This window comes from Komagataeibacter diospyri (assembly GCF_006538165.1).
Lineage (GTDB): Bacteria > Pseudomonadota > Alphaproteobacteria > Acetobacterales > Acetobacteraceae > Komagataeibacter > Komagataeibacter diospyri.
In genome coordinates this window covers 50,816-73,235 of sequence record NZ_BDLU01000050.1, presented here as the reverse complement: position 1 = coordinate 73,235, position 22,420 = coordinate 50,816, and the positions used below count along the sequence as shown (strand labels likewise).

The 22,420-nt window shown below is 60.8% G+C and carries 21 protein-coding genes; 8 read left to right on the top strand and 13 right to left on the bottom strand.

Annotated features, from left to right (window positions below; genetic code table 11):
• Positions 1-3 precede the first annotated feature (3 nt).
• The 5 genes from MSKU9_RS11365 to mnmE are packed head-to-tail and all read right to left on the bottom strand — an operon-like array spanning position 4 to position 5,544.
• The gene (locus MSKU9_RS11365; RefSeq protein WP_141261556.1) at positions 4-903 is read right to left on the bottom strand and encodes a ParB/RepB/Spo0J family partition protein; all 900 of its coding nucleotides are present in this window, start codon (positions 901-903) and stop codon (positions 4-6) included.
• Positions 900-1,727, bottom strand: a complete 828-nt coding sequence (locus MSKU9_RS11360) for a ParA family protein (RefSeq protein WP_141261555.1) — start codon at positions 1,725-1,727, stop codon at positions 900-902. Before MSKU9_RS11360 ends, MSKU9_RS11365 begins: the two co-directional genes overlap by 4 nt.
• Positions 1,720-2,328, bottom strand: coding sequence for a 16S rRNA (guanine(527)-N(7))-methyltransferase RsmG (gene rsmG / locus MSKU9_RS11355; RefSeq protein ID WP_141261554.1), 609 nt, complete (start codon positions 2,326-2,328; stop codon positions 1,720-1,722). Before rsmG ends, MSKU9_RS11360 begins: the two co-directional genes overlap by 8 nt.
• Positions 2,325-4,196 (bottom strand): tRNA uridine-5-carboxymethylaminomethyl(34) synthesis enzyme MnmG, encoded by a 1,872-nt coding sequence (mnmG, locus tag MSKU9_RS11350; RefSeq protein ID WP_141261553.1) that lies wholly within the window; start codon positions 4,194-4,196, stop codon positions 2,325-2,327. Before mnmG ends, rsmG begins: the two co-directional genes overlap by 4 nt.
• A gap of 13 nt (positions 4,197-4,209) precedes the next feature.
• A complete protein-coding gene (mnmE, locus tag MSKU9_RS11345; RefSeq protein WP_193557692.1) occupies positions 4,210-5,544 on the bottom strand; it encodes a tRNA uridine-5-carboxymethylaminomethyl(34) synthesis GTPase MnmE in 1,335 nt (444 codons plus the stop codon).
• A gap of 73 nt (positions 5,545-5,617) precedes the next feature.
• Between mnmE and MSKU9_RS11340 the strand changes: the two genes are divergently transcribed.
• Together MSKU9_RS11340 and MSKU9_RS11335 are read left to right on the top strand one after the other, a co-directional pair.
• The gene (locus MSKU9_RS11340; protein ID WP_141261583.1) at positions 5,618-6,073 is read left to right on the top strand and encodes a methylated-DNA--[protein]-cysteine S-methyltransferase; all 456 of its coding nucleotides are present in this window, start codon (positions 5,618-5,620) and stop codon (positions 6,071-6,073) included.
• 29 nt (positions 6,074-6,102) lie between these two features.
• Positions 6,103-7,074, top strand: coding sequence for a quinone oxidoreductase family protein (locus MSKU9_RS11335; protein ID WP_141261551.1), 972 nt, complete (start codon positions 6,103-6,105; stop codon positions 7,072-7,074).
• Positions 7,075-7,239: 165 nt separating this feature from the next.
• Here the strand turns inward: MSKU9_RS11335 and rho are convergent, their stop codons facing one another.
• The 3 genes from rho to MSKU9_RS11320 form a co-directional block, all read right to left on the bottom strand.
• A complete protein-coding gene (gene rho / locus MSKU9_RS11330) occupies positions 7,240-8,550 on the bottom strand; it encodes a transcription termination factor Rho (protein WP_141261550.1) in 1,311 nt (436 codons plus the stop codon).
• A 413-nt stretch (positions 8,551-8,963) separates the two neighbouring features.
• A complete protein-coding gene (locus tag MSKU9_RS11325; protein WP_141261549.1) occupies positions 8,964-10,277 on the bottom strand; it encodes an outer membrane beta-barrel protein in 1,314 nt (437 codons plus the stop codon).
• A 167-nt stretch (positions 10,278-10,444) separates the two neighbouring features.
• Positions 10,445-11,410: a magnesium transporter CorA family protein gene (locus MSKU9_RS11320; RefSeq protein ID WP_141261548.1), complete on the bottom strand. Its 966-nt coding sequence runs from the start codon at positions 11,408-11,410 to the stop codon at positions 10,445-10,447.
• Positions 11,411-11,605: 195 nt separating this feature from the next.
• Here MSKU9_RS11320 and trpB point away from each other — a divergent pair, with 195 nt between their 5' ends.
• The 4 genes from trpB to MSKU9_RS11300 all read left to right on the top strand — a co-directional run bounded on the left by trpB (position 11,606) and on the right by MSKU9_RS11300 (position 16,100).
• Positions 11,606-12,835, top strand: coding sequence for a tryptophan synthase subunit beta (gene trpB / locus MSKU9_RS11315; RefSeq protein ID WP_141261547.1), 1,230 nt, complete (start codon positions 11,606-11,608; stop codon positions 12,833-12,835).
• Entirely contained in the window at positions 12,832-13,665 is an 834-nt protein-coding gene (gene trpA / locus MSKU9_RS11310) for a tryptophan synthase subunit alpha (protein WP_141261546.1), read from the top strand. The genes trpB and trpA overlap by 4 nt, the downstream gene beginning before the upstream one ends.
• A 221-nt stretch (positions 13,666-13,886) precedes the next feature.
• Positions 13,887-14,756 carry an acetyl-CoA carboxylase, carboxyltransferase subunit beta gene (accD, locus tag MSKU9_RS11305; RefSeq protein WP_141261545.1) on the top strand — a complete coding sequence of 290 codons (870 nt, stop codon included), beginning with the start codon at positions 13,887-13,889 and terminating at the stop codon, positions 14,754-14,756.
• Between the two features lie 21 nt (positions 14,757-14,777).
• Positions 14,778-16,100: a bifunctional folylpolyglutamate synthase/dihydrofolate synthase gene (locus MSKU9_RS11300; RefSeq protein WP_141261544.1), complete on the top strand. Its 1,323-nt coding sequence runs from the start codon at positions 14,778-14,780 to the stop codon at positions 16,098-16,100.
• Positions 16,101-16,387: 287 nt separating this feature from the next.
• Here the strand turns inward: MSKU9_RS11300 and MSKU9_RS11295 are convergent, their stop codons facing one another.
• The 5 genes from MSKU9_RS11295 to MSKU9_RS11275 all read right to left on the bottom strand — a co-directional run bounded on the left by MSKU9_RS11295 (position 16,388) and on the right by MSKU9_RS11275 (position 19,727).
• A complete protein-coding gene (locus MSKU9_RS11295) occupies positions 16,388-17,803 on the bottom strand; it encodes a sugar porter family MFS transporter (protein WP_141261543.1) in 1,416 nt (471 codons plus the stop codon).
• A 44-nt stretch (positions 17,804-17,847) separates the two neighbouring features.
• Positions 17,848-18,390 carry a hypothetical protein gene (locus tag MSKU9_RS11290; RefSeq protein ID WP_227002470.1) on the bottom strand — a complete coding sequence of 181 codons (543 nt, stop codon included), beginning with the start codon at positions 18,388-18,390 and terminating at the stop codon, positions 17,848-17,850.
• A 56-nt stretch (positions 18,391-18,446) separates the two neighbouring features.
• Positions 18,447-18,944 (bottom strand): transcriptional repressor, encoded by a 498-nt coding sequence (locus MSKU9_RS11285; RefSeq protein WP_141261542.1) that lies wholly within the window; start codon positions 18,942-18,944, stop codon positions 18,447-18,449.
• Between the two features lie 63 nt (positions 18,945-19,007).
• Positions 19,008-19,178: a hypothetical protein gene (locus MSKU9_RS11280; RefSeq protein WP_227002469.1), complete on the bottom strand. Its 171-nt coding sequence runs from the start codon at positions 19,176-19,178 to the stop codon at positions 19,008-19,010.
• Positions 19,179-19,232: 54 nt separating this feature from the next.
• Positions 19,233-19,727: a flavin reductase gene (locus MSKU9_RS11275; protein ID WP_141261540.1), complete on the bottom strand. Its 495-nt coding sequence runs from the start codon at positions 19,725-19,727 to the stop codon at positions 19,233-19,235.
• Between the two features lie 122 nt (positions 19,728-19,849).
• On the opposite strand from MSKU9_RS11275, the gene MSKU9_RS11270 reads away from it, so the two are divergent.
• The gene (locus MSKU9_RS11270; RefSeq protein ID WP_141261539.1) at positions 19,850-20,905 is read left to right on the top strand and encodes an enoyl-CoA hydratase/isomerase family protein; all 1,056 of its coding nucleotides are present in this window, start codon (positions 19,850-19,852) and stop codon (positions 20,903-20,905) included.
• Between the two features lie 31 nt (positions 20,906-20,936).
• On the top strand, positions 20,937-22,367 hold the full coding sequence (locus MSKU9_RS11265; protein ID WP_141261538.1) for a protein adenylyltransferase SelO family protein: 1,431 nt from the start codon (positions 20,937-20,939) through the stop codon (positions 22,365-22,367).
• Positions 22,368-22,420 lie beyond the last annotated feature (53 nt).

The following is a 22,420-nucleotide window of genomic DNA, read 5'->3' as shown; positions in this document are numbered from 1 at the left end:
TTCCTACTGCTGCAGCAGGCGCAGCAGGCCATCGAACTGCTCCAGCGAGCGGTAATCAATCCGGATGCTGCCGCCCTTCCCGTCAAAGGCAATCTGTACCTTCAGCCCCAGTCTGGCGGCAAGGTCACGTTCCAGCGCGGTGATTTCAGGATTGCGGGCTGCTTTTTCCGCCTTGTCGCGCGCAGCGGCAGTCTTACGTTCCTGCTGCCTGGCCAGGGCTTCCGTCTGCCGGACATTCAGCCCCTGCGCCAGCACGACCTTCAGTGCTGCAACGGGATCGCTATGCGCCAGCAGGGCACGGGCATGTCCCGCCGAGAGGCTTTGATGACGTACCGCATCCCGCACGGGCGGTGGCAACTGCAACAGGCGCACCATATTGGCTACATGCGGACGGGACTTGCCAATGGCGCTGGCCAGTTCGTCCTGCGTCAGGTCATAGTCATCCAGCAGGCGCTGGAGGCCTTCGGCTTCCTCAATGGCGTTGAGGTCGGCACGCTGCAGGTTTTCCACCAATGCCGCCGCCATGGCGTCCCCGTCATCCAGCGGACGGATATGGACGGGCACATCATGCAGCCCCGCAATCTGTGCGGCACGCCAGCGACGTTCGCCCGCAATGATCTGGTAAACCCCCTTACGCCCGGGATGGGGACGTACAAGGATGGGCTGCAGGATGCCACGCACGCGAATGGAACTGGCCAGTTCATCCAGCGCGCCGGGTTCCATCTGCTGACGTGGCTGGAAGGGGCTGGGCTCCATGACATCAACCGGCAGACTGGAAATGGCTTCGGGCGTTTTGCGTGCTTCCACAGCCGGTGCGGCGGGTAGCATGTTGACCTGTTCACCCAGCAGGGCTGCCAACCCGCGACCGAGCCGGGGACGACCGGCATCCTTCCTGGTTTTCATAAGCTGGTCTTCCCTTTCTGCACGGCATGCAGTCCCAGACGCTCCGTGACTTCGATGGCAAGCGCCTGATAGGCTTGGCTGCCGGACGAACGCTGGTCATAATTCATGACCGGCTGTCCATGACTCTGCGCCTCAGAAATCCGGATATTGCGGGGAATGAGGGTTTCCATCACCCTATCCCCGAAAAAACTGCGGGCATCATCGGCCACCAGTTCCGACAGGTTGTTACGCCGGTCATACATGGTCAGCACAATACCATCGAGCTTTAGCGCCGGGTTAAGTGACTGCCTTACACTGTTGACGGTCCGTACCAGCTGGCTGATCCCTTCCAGCGCGAAGAATTCACATTGCAGCGGCACAATCACGGATTGCGCCGCCACAAGGGCATTGAGGGTCAGCAGGCCGAGACTGGGCGGACAGTCAATCAGGATAACATCATATTCCGCCCCGACCTGCGCCAGCGCATCCTGCAGACGGTATTCACGCCGGTCGGACATGACCAGTTCCAGTTCCGCCCCCGCCAGCTCCGTATCCGCCGCAATCAGCGACAGGCCGGGTACGGCGCTGGGCTGCACCACGGCGGCTGCGCGCGCACCGTCTTCCAGCATGGCGTAGGTGCCGCTTCGACGGGCATCATACCCCACCCCAAGCCCGGTCGAGGCATTGCCCTGAGGGTCCATATCGACAAGCAGGGCCTTCAGCCCCGATGTCGCCAGAGCCGCCGCCAGATTGATGGCCGTGGTTGTCTTGCCCACACCCCCTTTCTGGTTGGCCAGCGCAATAATGCGGGGGGAAGATGCAAACCCGCTTCCCGTATCATTCATTGTTGTGGTCTCTGACACGCCTGATATCGCTCAATTCTAGAATCACACCATCCGCATTCGTGCGGCTTGGAATCCGGGTTGTCGCCATGCGCCAGTCTGCGCTGGCTGTCGTCAGTTCATCTTCCGCATTCCGTCCTTTCAGAAACAGGCAGAAGCCACCGGGCTGCAGGAAGCGTGCCCCCCACTCCAGCAGGCGCGACAGGGGCGCCAGTGCGCGCGCCGTCACGACCTGCGCGGGCGGCACATCGGCCACCTCCAGCCGCTGTGCGCAGACACGGACCTGCACACCTGCCATCCGCGCAGCTTCGCGCAAAAAGGCAGCCTTGCGCTGGTCCGATTCGATCAGTGTCACCTGCGCATCCGTGGCACAGGCGATAACCAGACCGGGGAACCCGCCACCAGACCCCATATCCACCAGACTTACGGGACCGGGGGGAATCAACCGCGCCAGTTGCAGGCTATCAGCAATATGACGCGACCATAAATGCGGCAGATCATGGGGCGAGACAAGATTGATCCGCTGGTTCCACCGCAACAGGATATCGGCATAGCGCTCCAGTCTGTCACGTGTTTCACGTGAAACATCGGGCACGTCCATCATACCGCAACCTGCCTTTGCCGTACATGCGCCAGCAGGGCAACCAGCGCCGAGGGCGTAATGCCGGGAATGCGCTGCGCCGCGCCAAACGTTACAGGCCGGACGCGCGCAAGCCGTTCCTGCATTTCCGTGCTCAGGCCACCGACCTGACCATAGTCCAGATCCGTTGGCAGGGCCATGCGCCCTTCACTGGCAAGCTGGCGGATTTCGCGATCCTGCCGGGAAATGTAGCCACTGTAGCGGGCTTCGGTCGCCAGATGCTGGGCAACACGGGACGGCAGGTCTGCAAACCATGGCGCGATCCGGACGAGTGTTTCGTGCGATACATCCGTGGCCAGCACATCCACAAGCGAGCGCGCACGCCCATCGGCCGAAACATTTACCCCCGCCCTGCGCAATGTTTCCGGGTTATAAGTTTCACTATGTGCACGCTCTGTGGCGACCTCGATCGCCGCACGATCCGCACGATATCGTTGTGCGCGCGCATTCCCTACGCACCCCCATTCCAGTCCACGCGAGGTCAGCCGCAGATCGGCATTATCAGCCCGCAAGGTCAGGCGATATTCGGCACGGGACGTAAACATGCGATAGGGTTCGGACACGCCCTGCGTGGTCAGATCATCGATCATCACGCCGATATAGGCTTCTCCGCGGTCAAGCGTCACACCATCCTGCCCTGCTGCACAACGGGCGGCGTTCACCCCTGCCAGCAGTCCCTGCGCCCCAGCTTCCTCATATCCGGTCGTGCCGTTGATCTGACCGGCAAGAAACAGGCCTGGCATGGTTTTCAGTTCCAGCGTGGGAGCCAGTTCGCGCGGGTCCACATAATCATATTCCACCGCATAGCCGGGCCTGACGATCCGGCAGTGTTCCAGACCGGGGATGCTGCGCAGCATTTCCACCTGCACGTTTTCGGGCAGGCTGGTGGAAATACCATTGGGGTAGACCAGTTCTCCATCGGGTGTACCGGGCAGGCCTTCGGGCTCAAGGAATATCTGATGGGATTCACGCTGCGCGAACCGCACGACCTTATCTTCGATCGACGGACAATAGCGTGGACCGCGCCCTGATATCGCCCCGCCATACATGGCGGAAAGCTGAAGGTTTTCGCGTATGATTGCATGTGTGCGCGGCGTGGTGGCCGTGATACGGCACGACACCATGGGGTTCGTAATGGCATCCGTCATGCGGCTGAACGGTTCTGGCACGGCATCGCCCCTGTCTTCGGCCAGGGTATCCCAGTCGATACTGTCGCGCGCGATGCGGGCCGGTGTCCCGGTCTTGAGCCGTCCCATGCGCAGCCCCAGTGCCGCCAGACGTTCCCCCAGTGCATTCGCGGGCCGGTCCCCAACCCTTCCTGCCGGCTGACTGTCATGTCCGACATGGATCGTCCCGCGCAGGAAAGTGCCCGTTGCCAGAACCACCGCACCGCAGGTAAAGGTACGACCATCCTCACAGACAACGCCCTCGACCCGGCCCTGCCCGTCAACCAGCAGATCGCCCGCCGCCCCTTCAACAATATCCAGCCCTTCGGTCCGGGCCAGCAGATCCTGAATGGCCTGACGATAGAGCGAACGGTCCGCCTGCGCGCGCGGACCATGCACGGCAGGCCCCTTGGAACGGTTCAGCAGCTTGAAATGAATTCCGGCCCGATCTGCCGCAATCCCCATCAGGCCGTCAAGCGCATCGATTTCACGCACAAGATGGCCTTTGCCAATCCCGCCAATAGCCGGATTACAGGACATGATGCCAATCGTATCCAGCCGATGTGTCAGCAGCATTGTTCGCGCACCCGTGCGCGCGGCGGCGGATGCGGCTTCACATCCCGCATGACCGCCACCCACGACAATCACATCATATACGCGACTCATTCCGGCACTTCCTCTATTTGCCAATGCAGAACTGGCCAAACACCGTATCAAGCAGGGCTTCCACATCCACAGCCCCCGTCAGGCGCCCAAGGGCGCGCATGGCCAGACGCATTTCCTCCCCGCGCATTTCCGGCCACGCCATTGTCTGTGCCCGACCAATATGGTGTACCGTTTCCTCTATCGCGGCACGATGCCGCGCACGGGTAAACGGTGCGCTGGCACGATCAGCAGTCAGGGCGCGCGCCCTGTCAGCCAGAATACCTTTTAGCACATCCATGCCCGAACCGGTGACTACACTGATCCCGATCACGCCATCAGGCGCGGGCGACAGGTCGGTCTTGTTGCATACCATTATACCATCCCCCTCCAGCCTGGATGGTGGAGAATTACCTGCAAATACATGTACCACGCAATCCGCCTGTTTCACGTGAAACAATGAACGGCGCACGCCTTCGGCTTCAATCTCGTCATCGGTTTCTCGCAGGCCGGCCGTATCGACCAGCGTGACCGGCACATCCCCCATGACAACCCGGATCTCAATCGCATCACGCGTTGTGCCCGCCCGGGTAGATACGATTGCGGCATCACGCCCCGACAGGGCATTCAGCAGGCTGGACTTGCCAACATTCGGCTCCCCCACAATAGCGAAGACCAGCCCACGCCGCAGGCGCTCGGCCCCATCCCCCGTGGCCAGATAATCCTGCATGGTCGCATGCAGTTCCTGCAGACCGTTCACCAGCCCCTGCTCGACTTCCGGTGGCAGTTCCTCGTCAGGAAAGTCGATCAGTGCTTCCTGATGTGCCAGCAGCACACGCAGCCTGTCAGCCCATTCCTGATACAGGCGGCTCTGCGCACCATCGACCTGCGCCAGCGCCTGCCGCCGCTGGGCCTCGGTCTCAGCATCGATCAGGTCGGCAATCCCTTCCGCCTGCATGAGATCAAGACGCCCATGGGTAAAGGCGCGACGACTGAACTCCCCCGGTTCCGCAGGCCGCGCGCCCAGTGCCACCAGTGTGTCGGCCATGGCATTGATGACCGCCGGTCCCGCATGCAGGTGCAGTTCCGCGCTGTCTTCCCCCGTGTAACTTTCCGGTCCCGGAAACCACAGCACCAACGCACGATCCAGCAGAATGGGCGCATCCCCATCGCGCCGCCACAACCCGCGCAGCGAAGCGCGACGGGGTGCTGGCAGACGACCGCACAGACTTTCGAGAATTCCAGCGGTCCCCGGGCCACTCAGCCGCATGACGGCAATAGCGGCACGGGACAGGCCGCTGGCCAGTGCAAAAATAACGGGGGGATGACGATCACTTTCCTGCACAAACATCTCCATGGTGGCCATCATCATTTTGTCGGTTCCGGGAACGGCGTTATCGTTCACCTCTTTGTCCTGATCAAGGTGACACATGCCACAACTTTCAATGCATTCGCCACTAGCCCCCCTGACTGTCTCTGCCGAGGATGGAAAGATCGTGGCGCTGGACTGGGGCTGGGGCCGCGATCAGGAGGAAACGCCACTGCTGCTGGAAGCCCGCACATGGCTGGATGCCTATTTTGATGGGGAAGCCACCCTGTGCCGCCTGCCCCTTGCGCCCTATGGCACACCTGAGCAGATACGCGCATGGCAGTTCATGCAGACCATTCCCGTGGGCCAGCAGGTTTCATGGCAGGATGCAGCGCGTCTGGCTGATGTTTCGACTGACACCATCATCAGCGCCTGTTCGGAAAATCCCATCCCTATCCTGATCCCCTGCCACCGCATAGATTTTACTGGTTGTGCCCAATACGATCCAGAAACCTATCCCGGTGATGAAGGTGCGCGCGACCGGCAGTTCCTGCGCGACCTGGAGACCCTCTCCGCAACACCGCTGCCATAACCCCCCTACCCCAACAGGGATTACATGACATGAATACCGTCATCCGCATCCATGAATACGGGGGGCCTGATGTCCTCCGCACCGAAACGCTGCCCGTCCCTACCCCGGCGGCAGGCGAAGTGGTGCTGCGGCAGGAAGCGATCGGGGTCAATTTCATTGATACCTATTTCCGCACCGGGCTTTACAAATTCCCTGCCCTGCCCGCTGTACCGGGCATGGAGGGCGCAGGAACCGTAACTGCCATCGGCCCCGGCGTGGAAGGCATCCAGCCCGGCATGCGGGTGGCGTATGTCACGACCCCGGGCGGTTATGCCACGTTCCGCACCATTGCCGCCAACAGGCTTGTGGCACTGCCTGATGATATTTCCGCAACAACCGCCGCCGCCATCATGCTGCGTGGCCTGAGCGTGCACATGTTGCTGCGCGAGGTCCACCGCGTCCAGCCGGGCGAGGATATTCTGGTCTATGCCGCTGCCGGTGGTGTGGGGCTGCTTATGTGCCAGTGGGCGCGTCATCTGGGCGCACGCGCCATTGGCGTTGTCTCAACGGCGGAAAAAGCAGAACTGGCCCGGGCCAATGGGGCGGCGGATGTCATCATCGGCACGGACCGCCTGAAAGAACAGGTCAGCGACCTGACACATGGCCGGATGCTGCCGGTCGTGTATGACAGCATTGGTCGCGATACCTTTGAAACCAGCCTGTCCTGCCTTGCCCCGCGCGGCCTCATGGTCAGCTATGGCAACGCATCGGGGGCCGTGACGGGCGTGGATGTCGGTACGCTGGCCTCCCATGGCAGTCTGTACCTGACACGACCGACCCTTACGACATATATCGCGCAACGACCCGCGCTGGAACATGCAGCCAGTGAACTGCTCGCGCTGGTGCGACAGGGCATTATCAAACCACGTATCGGTCAGTCCTTCCCCCTGACCGAAGCGGCACAGGCCCAGATCGCCCTTGAATCACGCAAGACCACAGGCAGCACGATCCTGATTCCCTAAATCATGGTCGAAAAATAATAGAAGTTTTTGGATGCCACCTTTTTCAAAAAAAGCGGTTCCTTCCGAAGCTTTATGAAAAAGCTTCACCAAAAACCTCTTCCTTTCAAAACAAAAAACCCCGGCCTTGCAGCCGGGGTTTTTTCAATCCGTCACGAAACAACCCGTTCAGGTATTCATCGCATCAAAGAAATCATGGTTGGTCTTGCTGTATTTCAGCTTGTCGAGCAGGAAGTCCATCGCATCCATGGTACCCATCGGGGCCAGGATACGACGCAGGACCCACATCTTGGCCAGATCGGCACGATCGACCAGCAGTTCTTCCTTACGCGTGCCGCTCTTGGTGATGTCGATGGCAGGGAATGTACGCTTGTCAGCCAGCTTGCGGTCAAGGATCAGTTCGGAGTTACCGGTGCCCTTGAATTCTTCAAAGATGACTTCATCCATGCGGCTGCCGGTATCGATCAACGCAGTGGCGATGATGGTCAGCGAACCACCTTCCTCGATATTACGGGCTGCACCAAAGAAACGTTTGGGGCGCTGCAGCGCATTGGCGTCCACACCACCGGTCAGCACCTTGCCCGATGACGGCACGACGGTGTTGTAAGCACGGGCCAGACGCGTAATGGAATCCAGCAGGATTACAACGTCCCGCTTGTGCTCGACCAGGCGCTTGGCCTTTTCCAGCACCATTTCGGTAACCTGGACATGACGGGTCGCGGGTTCGTCAAAGGTGGAGGACACCACCTCACCCCGCACCGAACGCGCCATGTCCGTCACTTCTTCCGGCCGCTCGTCAATCAGCAGCACGATCAGGAACACTTCGGGATGGTTTGCGGAAATGGAGGACGCGATGCTCTGCAGCATCACGGTCTTGCCTGTCCGCGGGGGGGCGACGATCAGCGCGCGCTGGCCCATGCCGATGGGTGAGACAAGGTCGATCACGCGGGAGGTGAAATCGCGGTTCGGGGTCTTGCCCTTCCCCTTGCCATTGGCGGGCGGCTCCGCTGCACCACCCACGGTCGAATTCTCGACCTCCATCTTCAGGCGGCGTTCGGGGTAAAGCGGCGTCAGATTATCGAAATTGATCCGCTGGCGCACGGCCTCGGGCGGTTCGAAATTGATCGCGTTGACCTTCAGCAGGGCAAAATACCGTTCCCCGTCGCGCGGGGCGCGGATCTGGCCTTCGACCGTATCACCAGTCCGCAGGCCAAAGCGACGGACCTGGCTTGGGGAGATGTAGATGTCATCCGGTCCCGGCAGGTAGTTGGCTTCCGGTGAGCGGAGGAAGCCAAATCCGTCAGACAGGATTTCAAGCGTGCCGTCCCCGTAGATGGCCTGATCGTTGTCAGCCAGCGTCTTGAGGATCGTGAACATCAACTCCTGCTTGCGAAGAGAAGATGCGTTTTCAATGTTCAGACTTTCAGCATAAGCCAGAAGGTCTGCTGGGGATTTGGCCTTGAGTTCGGCGAGTTGCATGCAGGATATGCCTATAAGTGGGCAGTTCACGAAAGGAAAAGAGAAGCCAGCAATCAGTTTGAGAAGGCGCGCCGATAAGGGGCCTCTGACCATATTCTGATGAAACGGTTTGATGCAGCTTAACTGAGAGGTGGGAATCCCAAGCCTGCCATGGAAGTGGCCTGCTCCGGACTGTGCAGACCATATGCCTTTAATCGCCTGCCGTCAAGCATACGCATGGCCTTATGCCATGGGCGGCTGGCATCATGGTGATGATTATACTGTCATTACGGCTGTAACGCGCCATCATGTCAAAATATTCGTCTGCACCCGACCGGCGCAAACCGCATTTTCACTGATGGATGCGCATGTTCACCGCATGGCGACATGATATGGCCACCATCATGAACGGCACGGACTGATGGGCAGAACGTTCAGAACCCGATGACCGCATCCCCACCAAAGGTGAACATGCCATTATTGCGTCCACCATTGAACGGCATGGTGCCATTCAGCGCACGGTCAAAGCGTATTTCGGGACGCAGCATGAAAACCCCGATGTGATGGCCAAGCTGGGGACGGTAGCTGACACCCAGCGTCATTTCACCATATGTCGTGCCATGGCTGGAAGCGGACGGCCCAGGCACGACCGCCCCCCCCGTTCCAGCCAGCGCCTGCATGTAGGCGTTGTTCCCACGGAAAGTCGCCACCATGGCGTTATTGTTGTCGCGGTATATTTCTCCACGGTAATTGAAGGTCAGGTCACGGTTGATGCGGTAACTGAGAAAGCTTACGAAGCTTTCCGCATCCACACCCGCGAACTGCCCGCGTGCGCCAATGCCACGCGTACCCTCGTCATGCAGGTAATTGAATTCCGCAGTCAGGCTCAGCCGGTCATTCACCTGGTAATAGGCGCTGATATCATTCCAGAACCGCTGGGTATGATCGGCTTCATAATGACCGATGGCACGCCACGAATTTTCCGGCCCCACACGGCTCAGTTCCACAATGCGCAGCTTGCCATGGGCCAGATGGTTCAGGTTGAAACCGAAATACCCGGCTGGCGCGCTGTTGTTGTCCGCATGCCCGAATGATGTCTGGTTGCCGGTATCAATGCCAAATGTCACATCCACCATGGGCGTCACATGCCAGTTGAACATCGCGCCCACATGCTCGAACGGCACGGAATATTCGGATGTATAGGCCAGCGTGTAAAAAGGCCGGGAGGTCGGGTCCAGCCCTTCCACCCCCATCGGGGCCTGCAGGATGCCCGCCTGCATGTCCAGCCCGCCACGCGTAAGCCATGGCAGATGGACATCCATGTGCGCCTGCGCAGGGATCAACTGGTAGCGTGCATTCCATTCCCGGTCACTGATGCCCAGAACCTGATAATACCGTGCATCCGAGCCGTACATGCCCTCCAGCGTAAAACCGACCTGATATGTATTCCGGGTCGGGTCGATCGCTTTTTGCAGCGTGAATTCAGCCTGGTTCAGCTGGACCTGATTGGCATGGTCGGCAAGAAAATCGCCATAGTTGTAACCGGGCTGGGGACGCGCGGGATTGGCCATGATCCCACCTTCGATCTGCGCGCTCAGGGTAATGTCGCCCAGCCACCGGGCAAGGCCCGTGTTGCTGTCATGCCGCAGGCCGGAAAAGACATGAACCTGCGCACGCGCCGTGGTGGACAGCCCACCCAGGATACCGGTGATGACCAGAAAACATCCCAGCGTACGGTTCGGTTTCATGATGGCCTTTCCCTTCCCCGCCACACCCGGGCAGGCACCGGTAATCCGCGCGCGCTCCGGCATTCATGAATTTTCTTTTATTTCGTTTCCCTTGCCATTGAAACCTAAATCATTGAAATGATTCGATAATATAATAATCATGAAGTCGATATGTCAGGTAAAAACGACTATTTCCCCAACCACCCACGCCGCCAGAACCAGATCAGTGGCAACGCCACCGTCGCGGCCATAAGCGCCAGGGAATACCAATAGCCGTATTTCCAGTTCAGTTCGGGTATATCATGGAAGTTCATGCCATAGATGCCCGCTACCAGCGTGGGAGCCACGCCAATAAAGCTGACCACGGTCAGTATCTTCATGCCATTGTTCTGTTCGATGCTGATGAATCCCAGCGTCGCATCCAGCAGGAACTGCACCTTGTTGGCTGTCTGGGATACGAAATCGTTCAGTGAACGGATATCGCGTTCCACCGTGGCCAGCCGCGACTGCAGCCGTTCGGACAGGTCATGACGCTTGTTTTCACCCAGAAAAATGGAAATCCGCTCCAGCCCCAGCAGGCTGTCGCGCACGGATGAACTCAGATCGCCCGACCGGCCAACCCGACGCAGCATGTTGCGCAGCAGCGCGCCTGCCTGCGCCTGGCTTGGCTCCTCCGACTGGAACACATCCTTGGACATGCCATCCAGCGCCTGTCCCAGATGTTCCAGAATATCGGCCAGCCGGTCCACGATGGCTTCCAGCAGCATGATCCCCGCTTCGTTGGAAACCAGCGGGGCCGCCTGTCCCGCTACCTCCCGCGCCACCACGTCAAACGCGCTGAACCCGGTATAACGGATGGTCAGGAGCCGACCGGGCATAAGCACGAAACCCACGGGGGATACGAAAAAGTCATCCGGTGTCTTGCGCACCAGTGGCGTGGAAAGATAGACGCCATTGCCTTCCATGAAGAGGCGCGATGAACTTTCGATCTCATCCAGCTGGGCACGGGTGGGCACGCGCAGGCCTGTCACTTCGGCAGCAAGGGCCTCCTCCTCCTCGGTGGGACTGAGCAGGTCCAGCCACGCCGCACCGGCCGCATCCTCCGCAGTCGTAACGGTCCGGGCCGGGGCGCCGGGACGATGGGCTAGAAACATGGGCGGTCTTTCTGTGGTTCGGGTCGTTGTTCATCCATCATGTGACAGCAAGCATGTCAAATCATGACACGCCACACGATACGGCGGGGCTGGTATTTTACCGCCATCCGGTCCAGAACCGCCTGATAAGCGGCCCGGGACGGCTGCATGATGATACCATTGAGCCACGCACCTATTTCTTGCGGAGTAGCGAAGTTGAGCGCAACAGACACACAGGCAGGCGCCAACAGCCTGCGCAGCGGGCCGGACGGTCGCGGCCGTTTTGGAATTTTTGGCGGCCGTTTTGTCGCTGAAACCCTGATGCCGCTCCTGCTGGAGCTGGACGGCGCGTACAAGGCGGCGCAGGCGGACCCCGAATTCCGGCGTGAACTGGATTATTACCTCAAGGATTATGTCGGTCGTCCCAGTCCGCTGTGGTTTGCGCGCCGCATGACCGAACAGCTTGGCGGCGCAAAAATCTACATGAAGCGCGAGGAACTGAACCACACCGGTTCCCACAAGCTCAATAACGTCATGGGGCAGATCCTGCTGGCCCGCCGCATGGGCCGCACCCGCATCGTGGCTGAAACCGGTGCGGGCCAGCACGGTGTCGCCACCGCCACCGTGTGTGCGCTGTTCGGCATGAAATGCGCGATCTACATGGGTGCCACCGATGTCGAGCGCCAGAAGCCCAACGTGTTCCGCATGCGGCTGCTGGGGGCGGAAGTCGTGCCCGTTACGGCGGGGGCCGGCACGCTGAAGGACGCAATGAACGAAGCCATGCGCGACTGGGTGACCAATGTGCATGACACCTACTTCCTTGTCGGCACGGTGGCAGGCCCCCACCCCTATCCGCAGATGGTGCGTGATTTCCAGTCCATCATCGGCGTGGAAACCAGGGAACAGATCATGGCCGCCGAAGGTCGCCTGCCTGATGCGATCGTGGCGGCGATCGGCGGCGGGTCGAACGCCATGGGCATCTTCCACCCCTTCCTTGACGACCCCGAAGTCAAGCTGATCGGTGTCGAGGCCGCGGGCTGCGGTCTGGACAGCGGGCGCACCGCCGCCTCCATCGAACGGGGCAAACCCGGCGTGCTGCACGGCAACCGCACCTATCTCCTGCAGGATGCGGACGGGCAGATCACCGAAGCCCATTCCATCAGCGCGGGCCTTGATTACCCCGGCGTCGGTCCCGAACATTCATGGCTCAGTGACATCGGACGCGCCGAATATGTGGGAGCGACCGATCAGGAAGCGCTGGACGCCTTCCAGCTGTGCACCCGGACCGAGGGCATCATTCCCGCGCTGGAAAGTGCCCATGCCGTCGCCTACGCCGCCAAGATCGCGCCCGACATGGGCAAGGACCAGATCATTGTCATCAATATTTCAGGCCGGGGGGACAAGGATATCTTCACCGTAGCCGAACATCTGGGAGTGAAACTGTGAGCCGCATCGCCCGCCGCTTCGCCACCCTGCGCACGCAGGGCCGTGGTGCCCTGATCCCTTATGTCGAAGCCTGTGACCCCGATTATGATACGTCGCTTGCCATCCTGCGCGGCATGCCGGCTGCCGGTGCCGACCTGATAGAGGTGGGCGTGCCCTTTTCCGACCCGTCAGCCGATGGCCCGACCATCCAGAAGGCCGCATTGCGCGGGCTGAAGGGCGGTTCGACCATGAAGCGCGTGCTGGAGATGGTGAGCGCCTTCCGCAAAGGTGATGACGAGACCCCGATCATCCTGATGGGCTACACCAATCCCATCGAGGCCTATGGCCCCGAACGCTTCTGCGTGGATGCGCGCAAAGCGGGCGTGGACGGCCTGATCGTGGTGGACATGCCGCCGGAGGAAGCCGACCTGCTGGCAGGCCCCGCGGCTGCGGCCGGGCTGGACATCATCCGCCTTGTCGCCCCCACCACACCCGATGACCGCCTGCCGGTCGTGTTCAATGGCGCGTCGGGCTTTGTCTATTATGTCAGCATCACCGGGGTAACGGGCACGCGCACCGCCAGCACCGATGAACTGGCGCAGGCCCTGCCCCGCCTGCGCCATGCCACAGACCTGCCCATCGCCATCGGCTTTGGCATCCGCACGCCGGAACTGGCCGCAAACGCCGTACGCGCGGCTGATGCCGCCGTCGTGGCTTCCGCTCTGCTCAACACGCTTGCGGGCACGCTGGATGCGGATGGAAAAGCAACTGCCCGGACCGTGCCTGCCGTGCTGGACCAACTGCGCGGGCTGGCTGACGCAGTGCATGCTGTAAGCAAAACTGTCTCATAAATAATACATTGATAAAAAACAAAAGTTCTTGGATGCCGCTTTTTCAATAAGGCGGCGTCTTTTGAAGACGCTTCGGTAAAAAGCTTCACCAAAAACTTTTTTATGACCTGCAAGGCATTTCACGAATGATTTTCTGGAATGCCCGCTGCAATGACAATCTGGCCCAATCGTTCATCTGCCTGTATGGAACAGGCCTCCAGAAAGCTTAAGGGAGAGGCAACATGAGCTGGCTGACCGAATATGTCCGTCCCAAGATCCGCGGCCTGCTCAAGCGGGAAGTGCCGGACAACCTGTGGACCAACTGCGAATCATGCGAGCAGATGATCCTGACCAAGGACCTGCACAAGGCGATGAATGTGTGCCCGCATTGCGGCTACCACATGCGCGCCACCGTGCCCGAACGGCTGGAATGGACGTTCGATAACGGGGAATACACCCGTATCGAACTGCCCAGGGTGCCGGTTGACCCCCTCTCCTTCCGCGACCGCAAACGCTACACGGACCGGCTGAAGGATGAACGCGCCAAGTCCCAGCTTGATGAATCCATGGCCGTGGCCCATGGCCGGATCGGCGGACACAACGCGGTCGTCGCCGTGATGGCGTTCGAATTCATCGCGGGCACGATGGGTGCGGCATTGGGTGAGGCCTTTCTGGCTGCCGCCCGCCTGGCCATCCTGCAGCAGTCGCCGCTGATCGTGTTTACCGCGTCGGGTGGCGCGCGCATGCAGGAAGGCATGATCAGCCTCATGCAGATGCCGCGCACCACGGTTGGGGTACAGATGCTCAAGGAAGCGGGGCTGCCCTATTTTGTCGTACTGACCAACCCGACCACGGGGGGGGTTTCCGCATCCTTCGCCATGCTGGGTGACGTGCAGATTGCCGAACCCAATGCCCTGATCGGCTTTGCCGGGCAGCGCGTGATCGAGGATACGGTGCGCGAAAAGCTGCCCGAAGGCTTCCAGCGCGCGGAATACCTGCTGGAACACGGCATGCTGGACATGGTGGTCAAACGTGGCGACCTGCCTGTGACCCTTGGCCAACTGATTGGTCAGCTCAACTATCGTCACATCACGGCACGGCCTGCGGCCTGACCCCAAAAAAGGGCGCACCCCATGAAAGCCCCCACGCTTGGACCGGAATTCGTTGGCCGGACAGGACAGGTACTTGAACGGCTGAACCGGCTGTATCCTGCCCTGATCGACCTGTCACTGGCCCGGCTGGAAACCCTGCTGGCGCGCCTTGGCCACCCCGAGCGCCACCTGCCGCCGGTTGTGCATGTGGCAGGCACGAACGGGAAGGGCAGCACATGCGCTCTCATGCGTGCCATTGCCGAAGCGGGTGGATGGCGGGTGCATGTGCTGACATCGCCGCATCTGGTGCATGTAACCGAACGCTTCCGTATCGCGGGCCGGATCGTGACGGAACGCGAACTGACCGGTGTTCTGGAAGAAATCGAACGGGTCAATGCGGGCGCGCCCATCACGGTGTTCGAAGTCCTGACGGCGGCGGGTTTCATGCTGTGCGCGCGCCATCCCGCCGATCTTGCAATTGTCGAGGTCGGGCTGGGCGGCCGCCATGACGCCACCAACGTGCTGGATCGCCCGACGGCGTGTGCGATCACGGCCATCTCGATGGATCACGAGGCATTCCTTGGTGATACGCTGGGGGCAATCGCGACCGAGAAGGCAGGCATCATCAAACCGGGTGTTCCTGTCACCACCGGCCACCAGCCAGCCGCCGTCATGGACGTGCTCATGCGCACGGCACACACGCATGGCAGCCCCCTGTGGCGACGGGACCATGAATGGTCCATCACCCCCGCACCGGATGGCGCCAGTCTGCGCTACAATGATCCTCATGGCGCGCTGGACCTGCCCCTGCCCGGCCTGCGTGGCGCGCACCAGATCGATAATGCGGGCCTTGCCATCGCCACCCTGCGCGCCAGTGGCCTGCCGCTGCCACAACGGGCATGGGCGGGCATAGCACAGGCACGCTGGCCCGCGCGGATGCAGCGCCTGTCCGGCCACCTGGCAGCGCTGCTGCCTGCGGGCTGGGAATTATGGCTCGATGGCGGCCACAATCCCGGTGCGGGCGAGGTACTGGCACAGGTCATGGCGGAATGGGCGGACCGCCCCACCCATCTGGTCATTGGCATGAAGCAGACCAAGGACGCCACCGGCTTCCTGTCGCCCCTGCTGCCGCATGCGGCCTCCATTCAGGCCGTGGCGGAAAAGGACCAGCATCTGGCGCAGCCCGTGGCGGACATCATCGCGGCGGCTGGTGGCCGGGCTACGGCAGGTCCCACCCTGCATGCCGCCCTGACACATCTGGCGGCGACAGCGGGACCAGATGTTCCACCTGCCCGCGTCATCATATGTGGCAGCCTGTATCTGGCCGGTGTGGCCTTGCAGCTTGATGGCTGGGAGCCTGACTGATGGGCACGGCCGCCCATAAGATACCCAACAGAATATAAAGAAGTTTCTGGCGAAGCTTTTCCAAACAGCTTTGAAGAACGCCGCCTTCTTGAAAAAAGGCGGCACCTGAAAACTTTTATTTTTATCAACAGGTTATTTTGAACAGTCGCTGGTCGTCCGCGCCTTTTCTTATGGAAAGGGAGACGGCAAAATAAAAACGGGCGCAGCCATAAGGCTACGCCCATCCATTATATTACCGTGCCCCCGCACCATGCCTGCCGCAGGGCAGACGCAATCCGGTCTCCCGGTTACTCGCTGTCAGGCAGCGGCCTGCCCTGCCCGATTTCGCGCAGCGGCAGGCCCGCCATAAGGCGCTGTTCGATCTTCTCCAGCGACATGTCGCGTGTTTCCGGAATGAAGCGCCACGTCACCAGCACGAAAAACAGGTTGAACGCGGCAAACAGCCAGAAAGTCGGCCCGTTACCCATCCATTGCAGCAGCGACAGGAAGCTCGCCCCCACGATCATATTGGCGATCCAGTTGGTCAGCGTGGAGATGGAAATACCAAGATCACGCCCCTGCAGCGGCTGCACCTCCGAACACAGAACCCAGATCAGGGGACCAGCAGACATGGCAAAGCCGGAAATGTAGATCAGCAGCATGAAGACCGAGATGATCTGTTCCGTCTGTCCCAGGCTGGGCCGGTTCAGCATGAAACCCAGGCAGCCCATGCCCACGGCCATGATGATGAAACCGGTATACAGGATGGGCTTGCGTCCCCAGCGGTCCACCAGGCCAATGGCGATGAAGGTAGCCAGCATGTTCACCAGCCCCACCATGGCGGTGCACCACAACTGCGCGGGGCCAACGTAACCAGCCAGCGCGAAGATCTTGGGGGCATAGTACATCACCACATTCACGCCCGCGAGCTGCTGCATGACCTGCAGCGTCATGCCCAGGAAGATGGAGCGGCGGAAATTGCGGTTGTTGCGCAGCAGGCTCCAGCCGCGCTGCTTCTGCTGAAGCTGGCGGCTGATGTTCTGGATTTCCTGCATGGCGGCACTACGGTCGTCCCGCAGATCCACCAGTACTTCCAGCGCTTCCTTACGCCGGCCACGCATCATAAGCCAGCGCGGGCTGTAGGGCAGGAACAGCACACCGATCAGAAACAGCACACCCGGCACTGCGGCAACAGCGAACATGCCGCGCCAGTTACCGGAATAGCTGAACATGGTGTTGCTGAGAAACGCGATGAAAATCCCCGCCGTAATCATGAGCTGATACGTCGAGATCATGGCGCCACGCGCCTGTTCGCTGGCGATTTCGGACAGGTAAAGGGGGGCGGTGAACGCCGCCACCCCGATCGCAAGCCCCATGATGAGGCGCCCTGCGATCATGGACGGGATCGACCATGCCAGCGCACAGGCCAGTGACCCCGCCACGAACACCGCAGCCCCCACCAGCAGCGCATGCTTGCGACCGATCTGGTGCGACATCCAGCCACCACACAGGGAGCCTACGGCTGCCCCCCCCATCATGGCGCTGACAATCCATTCCTGCTGCAGCGTGCTGGCATGGAATGCCTGGGCCACCAGATCCAGTGCACCGGATATGACCCCGATATCCAGCCCGGCCATAAGGCCGGCAAGGGCCGCAAGGCAGCCGATGATGAGGGTACGCAGCCTTGCCGTGTCAAATCCGGTAGCCGCGGGCTGATTTTCCATTAAGGTCCGGTCCTTTGATCTTTTTCTTGTTGCCGGTGATCAGATTATTCCTGCCGGGTCAGGCCGGTCAGTAGAAAGAACGATACACCGTGTCTTCGCGTCCGGTCAGGATCATGTTCCAGCAATTCATCGATTACAAATCGTTTTACCCTAAAAACGACCGGCATATCTGCTGTATGCCCTGCCATATCGTCCGTTTCCATGACTTCCATCATGTTTGCAAGCCATAGTGTCACGCCGGGGCGTTCCGTCAGCACCAGTGGCGCGCGCGGTGAAAACACGATGGTGCCCCGGGCCTGTATCGTTTCCAGATCCGCCTGCGTCGTTACATGGTACAGATACCCGTCCGCCCCCTCGCCCGCATGCCACTGGCGCACATCCACCCGCCCCAGGCCGATCACTGCGATATCGAGATAGCTCAGCACGGGCCGGATACCGGGCATGGGGGCGACAAACAGGTCTGGCTGTTCGTCGGGCGGTATTGCAGGCCGGGCGTCCGTGCGTCGCGATGCCCGGCCTGGCTTCCGACTGCGCGCAAGGGCGGCAAAGGGCAGTTCGGCCATCCGGCCCTTTCGGCGTTGCACCATGTCCGTGCCCCATCCATGACGGGCCATTGCGGCCGGTTGCGGTCAAGTCCGGTCCTTTATGCGCATGCCGCGCACAGGCCCTCCGCCTCTATGGTGGTCTGGCGGACCGAAAAGCCACGCGCCAGCGTGACCTCCAGCAGCGCCTTGAGGATATGGGGATCATCCAGCTCGGTCACACGCCCGCATTTGCTGCAGATCAGGAACTGCGCGGCATGGACATGCCCGTGGCAGGCATGCCCGGATTCCAGCATGTGCCGACACCCGGCAAAGGCGGACAGACGTTCGATCTTGTGAATCAGCCCCTGTTCCATAAGGAAGTCCAGCGCCCGGTAAACCGTGGGCGGCGCCACCGGTTTGCCACGGCTTATGCGGATCTGTTCCAGCAGGTCATAGGCCCCCAGCGGCCGGTCCGCCGCCAGCACCAGCCCCAGCACCAGCCTGCGGATTTCCGTAAGCCTGACGGCGCGCGCCAGACATACGGCCGCCGCCTGATCAAGCAGGGGTTCCACCCCATCGGGCAGACCGGTTCCGGCCGTCTGTATCGTGCGGGCCACTTCTGGTGCTCCTGTGTCCGGTTACCGGCATGCTTTCCACGCCCGATGTCAGCCCGGGCAGGGTCAATCCGGCAGGTGATCCGCCCACATGGCCATAAACGCCATGAACAGGGCTAGGCCTGCATGTATCCAGATCAGCCCGCGCAGCGTCAAGACAGGAACCCTGTCCGTGCGCATGCCTGCCCTGCCGGGTGTATCCTCCATGCCCGCTGCCCCCTCTGCCTGTCGGTCCATCCGGCCTGTCATGCCGCAAAAGGCTGGATTTTTCCTTAACCTGGAAAAGACAGCCTATTCATCCCCATCATGGGGCAACATGTGGTAGGTACGGTTGAAATAGACCAGTCCACCACGCGGGCTGCTGTTGCGCAGGCTTTCCACCGCGCCGAACATGACACTGTGAGTGCCGACTTCCACAATACGCTCGATCCGGCAGTCCAGCGACAGCACGGCTTCATCCAGCACGGGCGCACCGGTGGTCAGCGTGTCCCAGTGACCGGAACGGAAGCGTTCCGCCTGTTCCAGCGGGCTTGCGAACACGCCGGATATATCCTGCTGGTCGGCGGCAAGCACGTTGATGCACATGGCCGCATCCACGCGGAAACGGTCGCGCACCCGTGAATTGCGGTTAAGGCAGACCAGGATGGTCGGCGGCGTATCGGTAACCGAACAGACGGCGGATGCCGTAAAACCCGCCGGATCATCAAGTGTTCCGGTCGTGACAACGTTTACCGCCGCGCCAAGCCGCGCCATGGCGTTACGAAAGGTGAGGGCGTCAATCCCCATGGTGCTTATGCCTCAGTAGCTGTTGCATGCCTGTGGTCCGCACGCAGCCGTGACGCCGGACGATAGCGGGGGTAGCGCATTCTGTACCGGTTGAACACAGCAAACCGCATCAAGGAGACATCATGGACACCGGACTGATCCACATAAACCATACCGGTCGGCTGGGACGCATCACACTCGACCGGCCATCGGCACTCAACGCCCTGAACATGGACATGCTGGAAGGCATTGACGCCTGCCTGCGCGCATGGCGCGATGACCCGGCGATCGAGACCGTGCTGATCGACAGCGCAAGCCCGCGCGCCTTCTGCGCCGGGGGGGATATCCGCGCCATCCGCAAACGGCTGGAAACGGGGGGACTGGAAGACGGGGCCATGCCATTCCGTTACAGCTACCGCCTTGCTTCCGTGCTGGCGGGGTATCCCAAGCCGGTGGTCTCGTTCATGGATGGCATCGCCATGGGGGGCGGCATCGGGCTGGGCGGCCATGTCCGCCACAGGGTCGTGACCGAACGTGCCATCCTTGCCATGCCCGAAACCGCCATTGCGCTGACGCCGGATGCCGGAGGGTCCTATCTGCTGTCCCGCGCGCCGGGACTGAGTGGGCTGCGCCTTGCGCTGACGGGGGGACGGATGAACGCGACACAGGCCATCGACGCGGGCCTGGCCGACCGGATGGCCCATTCCAGCACGCTGGACGCCATAAGGCATGCCCTGACCCGACAGCCCGCAGGCAGGGTGATGGACAGCCTGCCACCATGTGCACCCATGGACGCAGGTCCGGATACGGCGACCATTGCCCCGGTTTATGATGCACCGGACATACCCGAACTGCTGCACAGGTTGCGCGCCCACCCGGCCGCGTGGGCGCGCGCGGACCTGACGGCACTGGAGGCTGCATGCCCGTTTTCACTGTGCATCACCCTGGCCGCCTGGCATGCCGCCCGCGACCTGCCGAACCTGGACCATGTGCTGGAGCAGGAATTCCAGTTGGTCTGTCACCTGCTGCAGCGTCCCGATTTTACCGAAGGCGTGCGTGCGCGCCTGATTGACAAGGATAATGCCCCGCACTGGATACCCGACCGCGTCGATGTCGTCCGTCCACATGAAATTGCAGCCTGCCTGCATGAGCATGCCTGTCAGCCCCTGGGTCTGGTAACCGCCAGTCTGGATAAGTAATAATTTATTATCACACATAAAGTATATAGAAATGCCATTTTCCGACCGTTACATGCCCCTTACCCATCACAGCCGACTGGGGGATGAATTCTATGACGTGGTGCAGGCCGCCACCTTCCCCGCCCACGTCCTGCGCTACCGCAATGATGACGTGTCCCCCCGCATAGGACTGGACACGCTCACTGACACCGAATGGGTGCGCCATTTCGGGTATTTCGACCCCCTGCCCGGGTCGCTGTCACAGCCACTGGCCCTGCGCTATCACGGCCACCAGTTCCGGGCGTACAATCCCGACCTTGGCGATGGCCGGGGCTTCCTGTTCGCACAGCTTGAAGACAGCGTGGACCAGCGCGTGCTGGATATCGGCACCAAGGGCAGTGGCACCACGCCATGGTCACGCGGCGGCGATGGCCGCCTGACGCTGAAGGGGGGCCTGCGCGAAATCCTGGCCAGTGAACGGCTGGATGCGGCAGGTGTGCGCACCTCACGCACGCTGAGCGTGGTGGAAACGGGCGAAAACCTGCACCGTGGGGATGAACCGTCCCCCACGCGGTCATGTGTCCTGTCCCGCCTGAGCCATTCCCACATCCGCATCGGCACGTTCCAGCGCCTTGTCGCCAATGAAGACCGCGCAAGCCTGAACCGGCTGACGGAATATGTGATCGAAACCTATTACCCGGACCTGACCGGCACCGCCGATCCCGCCGCGGCCCTGTATGACGCCGCCACGACCCGCATTGCCGAAATGACCGCGCAGTGGATGACCGCAGGCTTCGTGCATGGCGTGCTCAACACCGATAACATCAACATTACTGGCGAAAGTTTCGATTACGGGCCATGGCGGTTCGCGCCCACGTTCAATCCGACCTTCACCGCCGCCTATTTCGATCATTCCGGCCTGTATGCTTATGGCCGTCAGCCCGAGGCGATGATGTGGAACGTGGCCCGGCTGGGGGAGTGCCTGATTTCCCTTTCCACACTTGAGAAAATACAAAGTATTTTTGATGACTTCTGGGAACGATATGAACGCTTTCTTGATATTTCAGTGCTTAATCGACTTGGACTGAAGGAGATTTCAAGAAAATCATCTACTGATCTGCGCGAATGTCTTTTTTCTTTCATGGATGAAAGCCAGATTGGATTTGAATTTCCGTTTTTTGACTGGTATGGTGGCGAACAGAGCCAGAAACGTGCAACAACAGGACCGCGTGGAGACTTTTATACGCAGGACGGTTTCCGTCCCCTGCACGACCGGATCATGCAACATGAACCGGTACGGGGCATCGACCTGTCACAGCCGTATTTCCACAATGGAACCCCGTGCGTGATGTCTGTCGAAACGGTGGAAGCCGTCTGGCAGCCCATCGCGGCGACCGATGACTGGTCCCGCCTGCATGATGCAATGCGTCAGGTCGCCAGCATGAAAGCGGCCCTGCAGGCCCACCGCACCCGGGACGGTTGATGCCGTTCCGGGAACCCGGCCACGACGAACGAATTATAAGAAGAAGGAAGGAA

Coding starts and splice junctions, on each gene's coding strand:
- MSKU9_RS11265 (WP_141261538.1), top strand. CDS start 20,937: ATGCCATTTTCCGACCGTTACATGCCCCTTACCCATCACAGCCGACTG.
- accD (WP_141261545.1), top strand. CDS start 13,887: ATGAGCTGGCTGACCGAATATGTCCGTCCCAAGATCCGCGGCCTGCTC.
- MSKU9_RS11275 (WP_141261540.1), bottom strand. CDS start 19,727: ATGGGGATTGACGCCCTCACCTTTCGTAACGCCATGGCGCGGCTTGGC.
- MSKU9_RS11365 (WP_141261556.1), bottom strand. CDS start 903: ATGAAAACCAGGAAGGATGCCGGTCGTCCCCGGCTCGGTCGCGGGTTG.
- MSKU9_RS11290 (WP_227002470.1), bottom strand. CDS start 18,390: ATGGTGCAACGCCGAAAGGGCCGGATGGCCGAACTGCCCTTTGCCGCC.
- MSKU9_RS11340 (WP_141261583.1), top strand. CDS start 5,618: ATGCATTCGCCACTAGCCCCCCTGACTGTCTCTGCCGAGGATGGAAAG.
- MSKU9_RS11360 (WP_141261555.1), bottom strand. CDS start 1,727: ATGAATGATACGGGAAGCGGGTTTGCATCTTCCCCCCGCATTATTGCG.
- MSKU9_RS11300 (WP_141261544.1), top strand. CDS start 14,778: ATGAAAGCCCCCACGCTTGGACCGGAATTCGTTGGCCGGACAGGACAG.
- rho (WP_141261550.1), bottom strand. CDS start 8,550: ATGCAACTCGCCGAACTCAAGGCCAAATCCCCAGCAGACCTTCTGGCT.
- mnmG (WP_141261553.1), bottom strand. CDS start 4,196: ATGAGTCGCGTATATGATGTGATTGTCGTGGGTGGCGGTCATGCGGGA.
- MSKU9_RS11295 (WP_141261543.1), bottom strand. CDS start 17,803: ATGGAAAATCAGCCCGCGGCTACCGGATTTGACACGGCAAGGCTGCGT.
- MSKU9_RS11320 (WP_141261548.1), bottom strand. CDS start 11,410: ATGTTTCTAGCCCATCGTCCCGGCGCCCCGGCCCGGACCGTTACGACT.
- rsmG (WP_141261554.1), bottom strand. CDS start 2,328: ATGATGGACGTGCCCGATGTTTCACGTGAAACACGTGACAGACTGGAG.
- mnmE (WP_193557692.1), bottom strand. CDS start 5,544: ATGATGATGGCCACCATGGAGATGTTTGTGCAGGAAAGTGATCGTCAT.
- MSKU9_RS11280 (WP_227002469.1), bottom strand. CDS start 19,178: ATGGACCGACAGGCAGAGGGGGCAGCGGGCATGGAGGATACACCCGGC.
- MSKU9_RS11325 (WP_141261549.1), bottom strand. CDS start 10,277: ATGAAACCGAACCGTACGCTGGGATGTTTTCTGGTCATCACCGGTATC.
- MSKU9_RS11335 (WP_141261551.1), top strand. CDS start 6,103: ATGAATACCGTCATCCGCATCCATGAATACGGGGGGCCTGATGTCCTC.
- MSKU9_RS11270 (WP_141261539.1), top strand. CDS start 19,850: ATGGACACCGGACTGATCCACATAAACCATACCGGTCGGCTGGGACGC.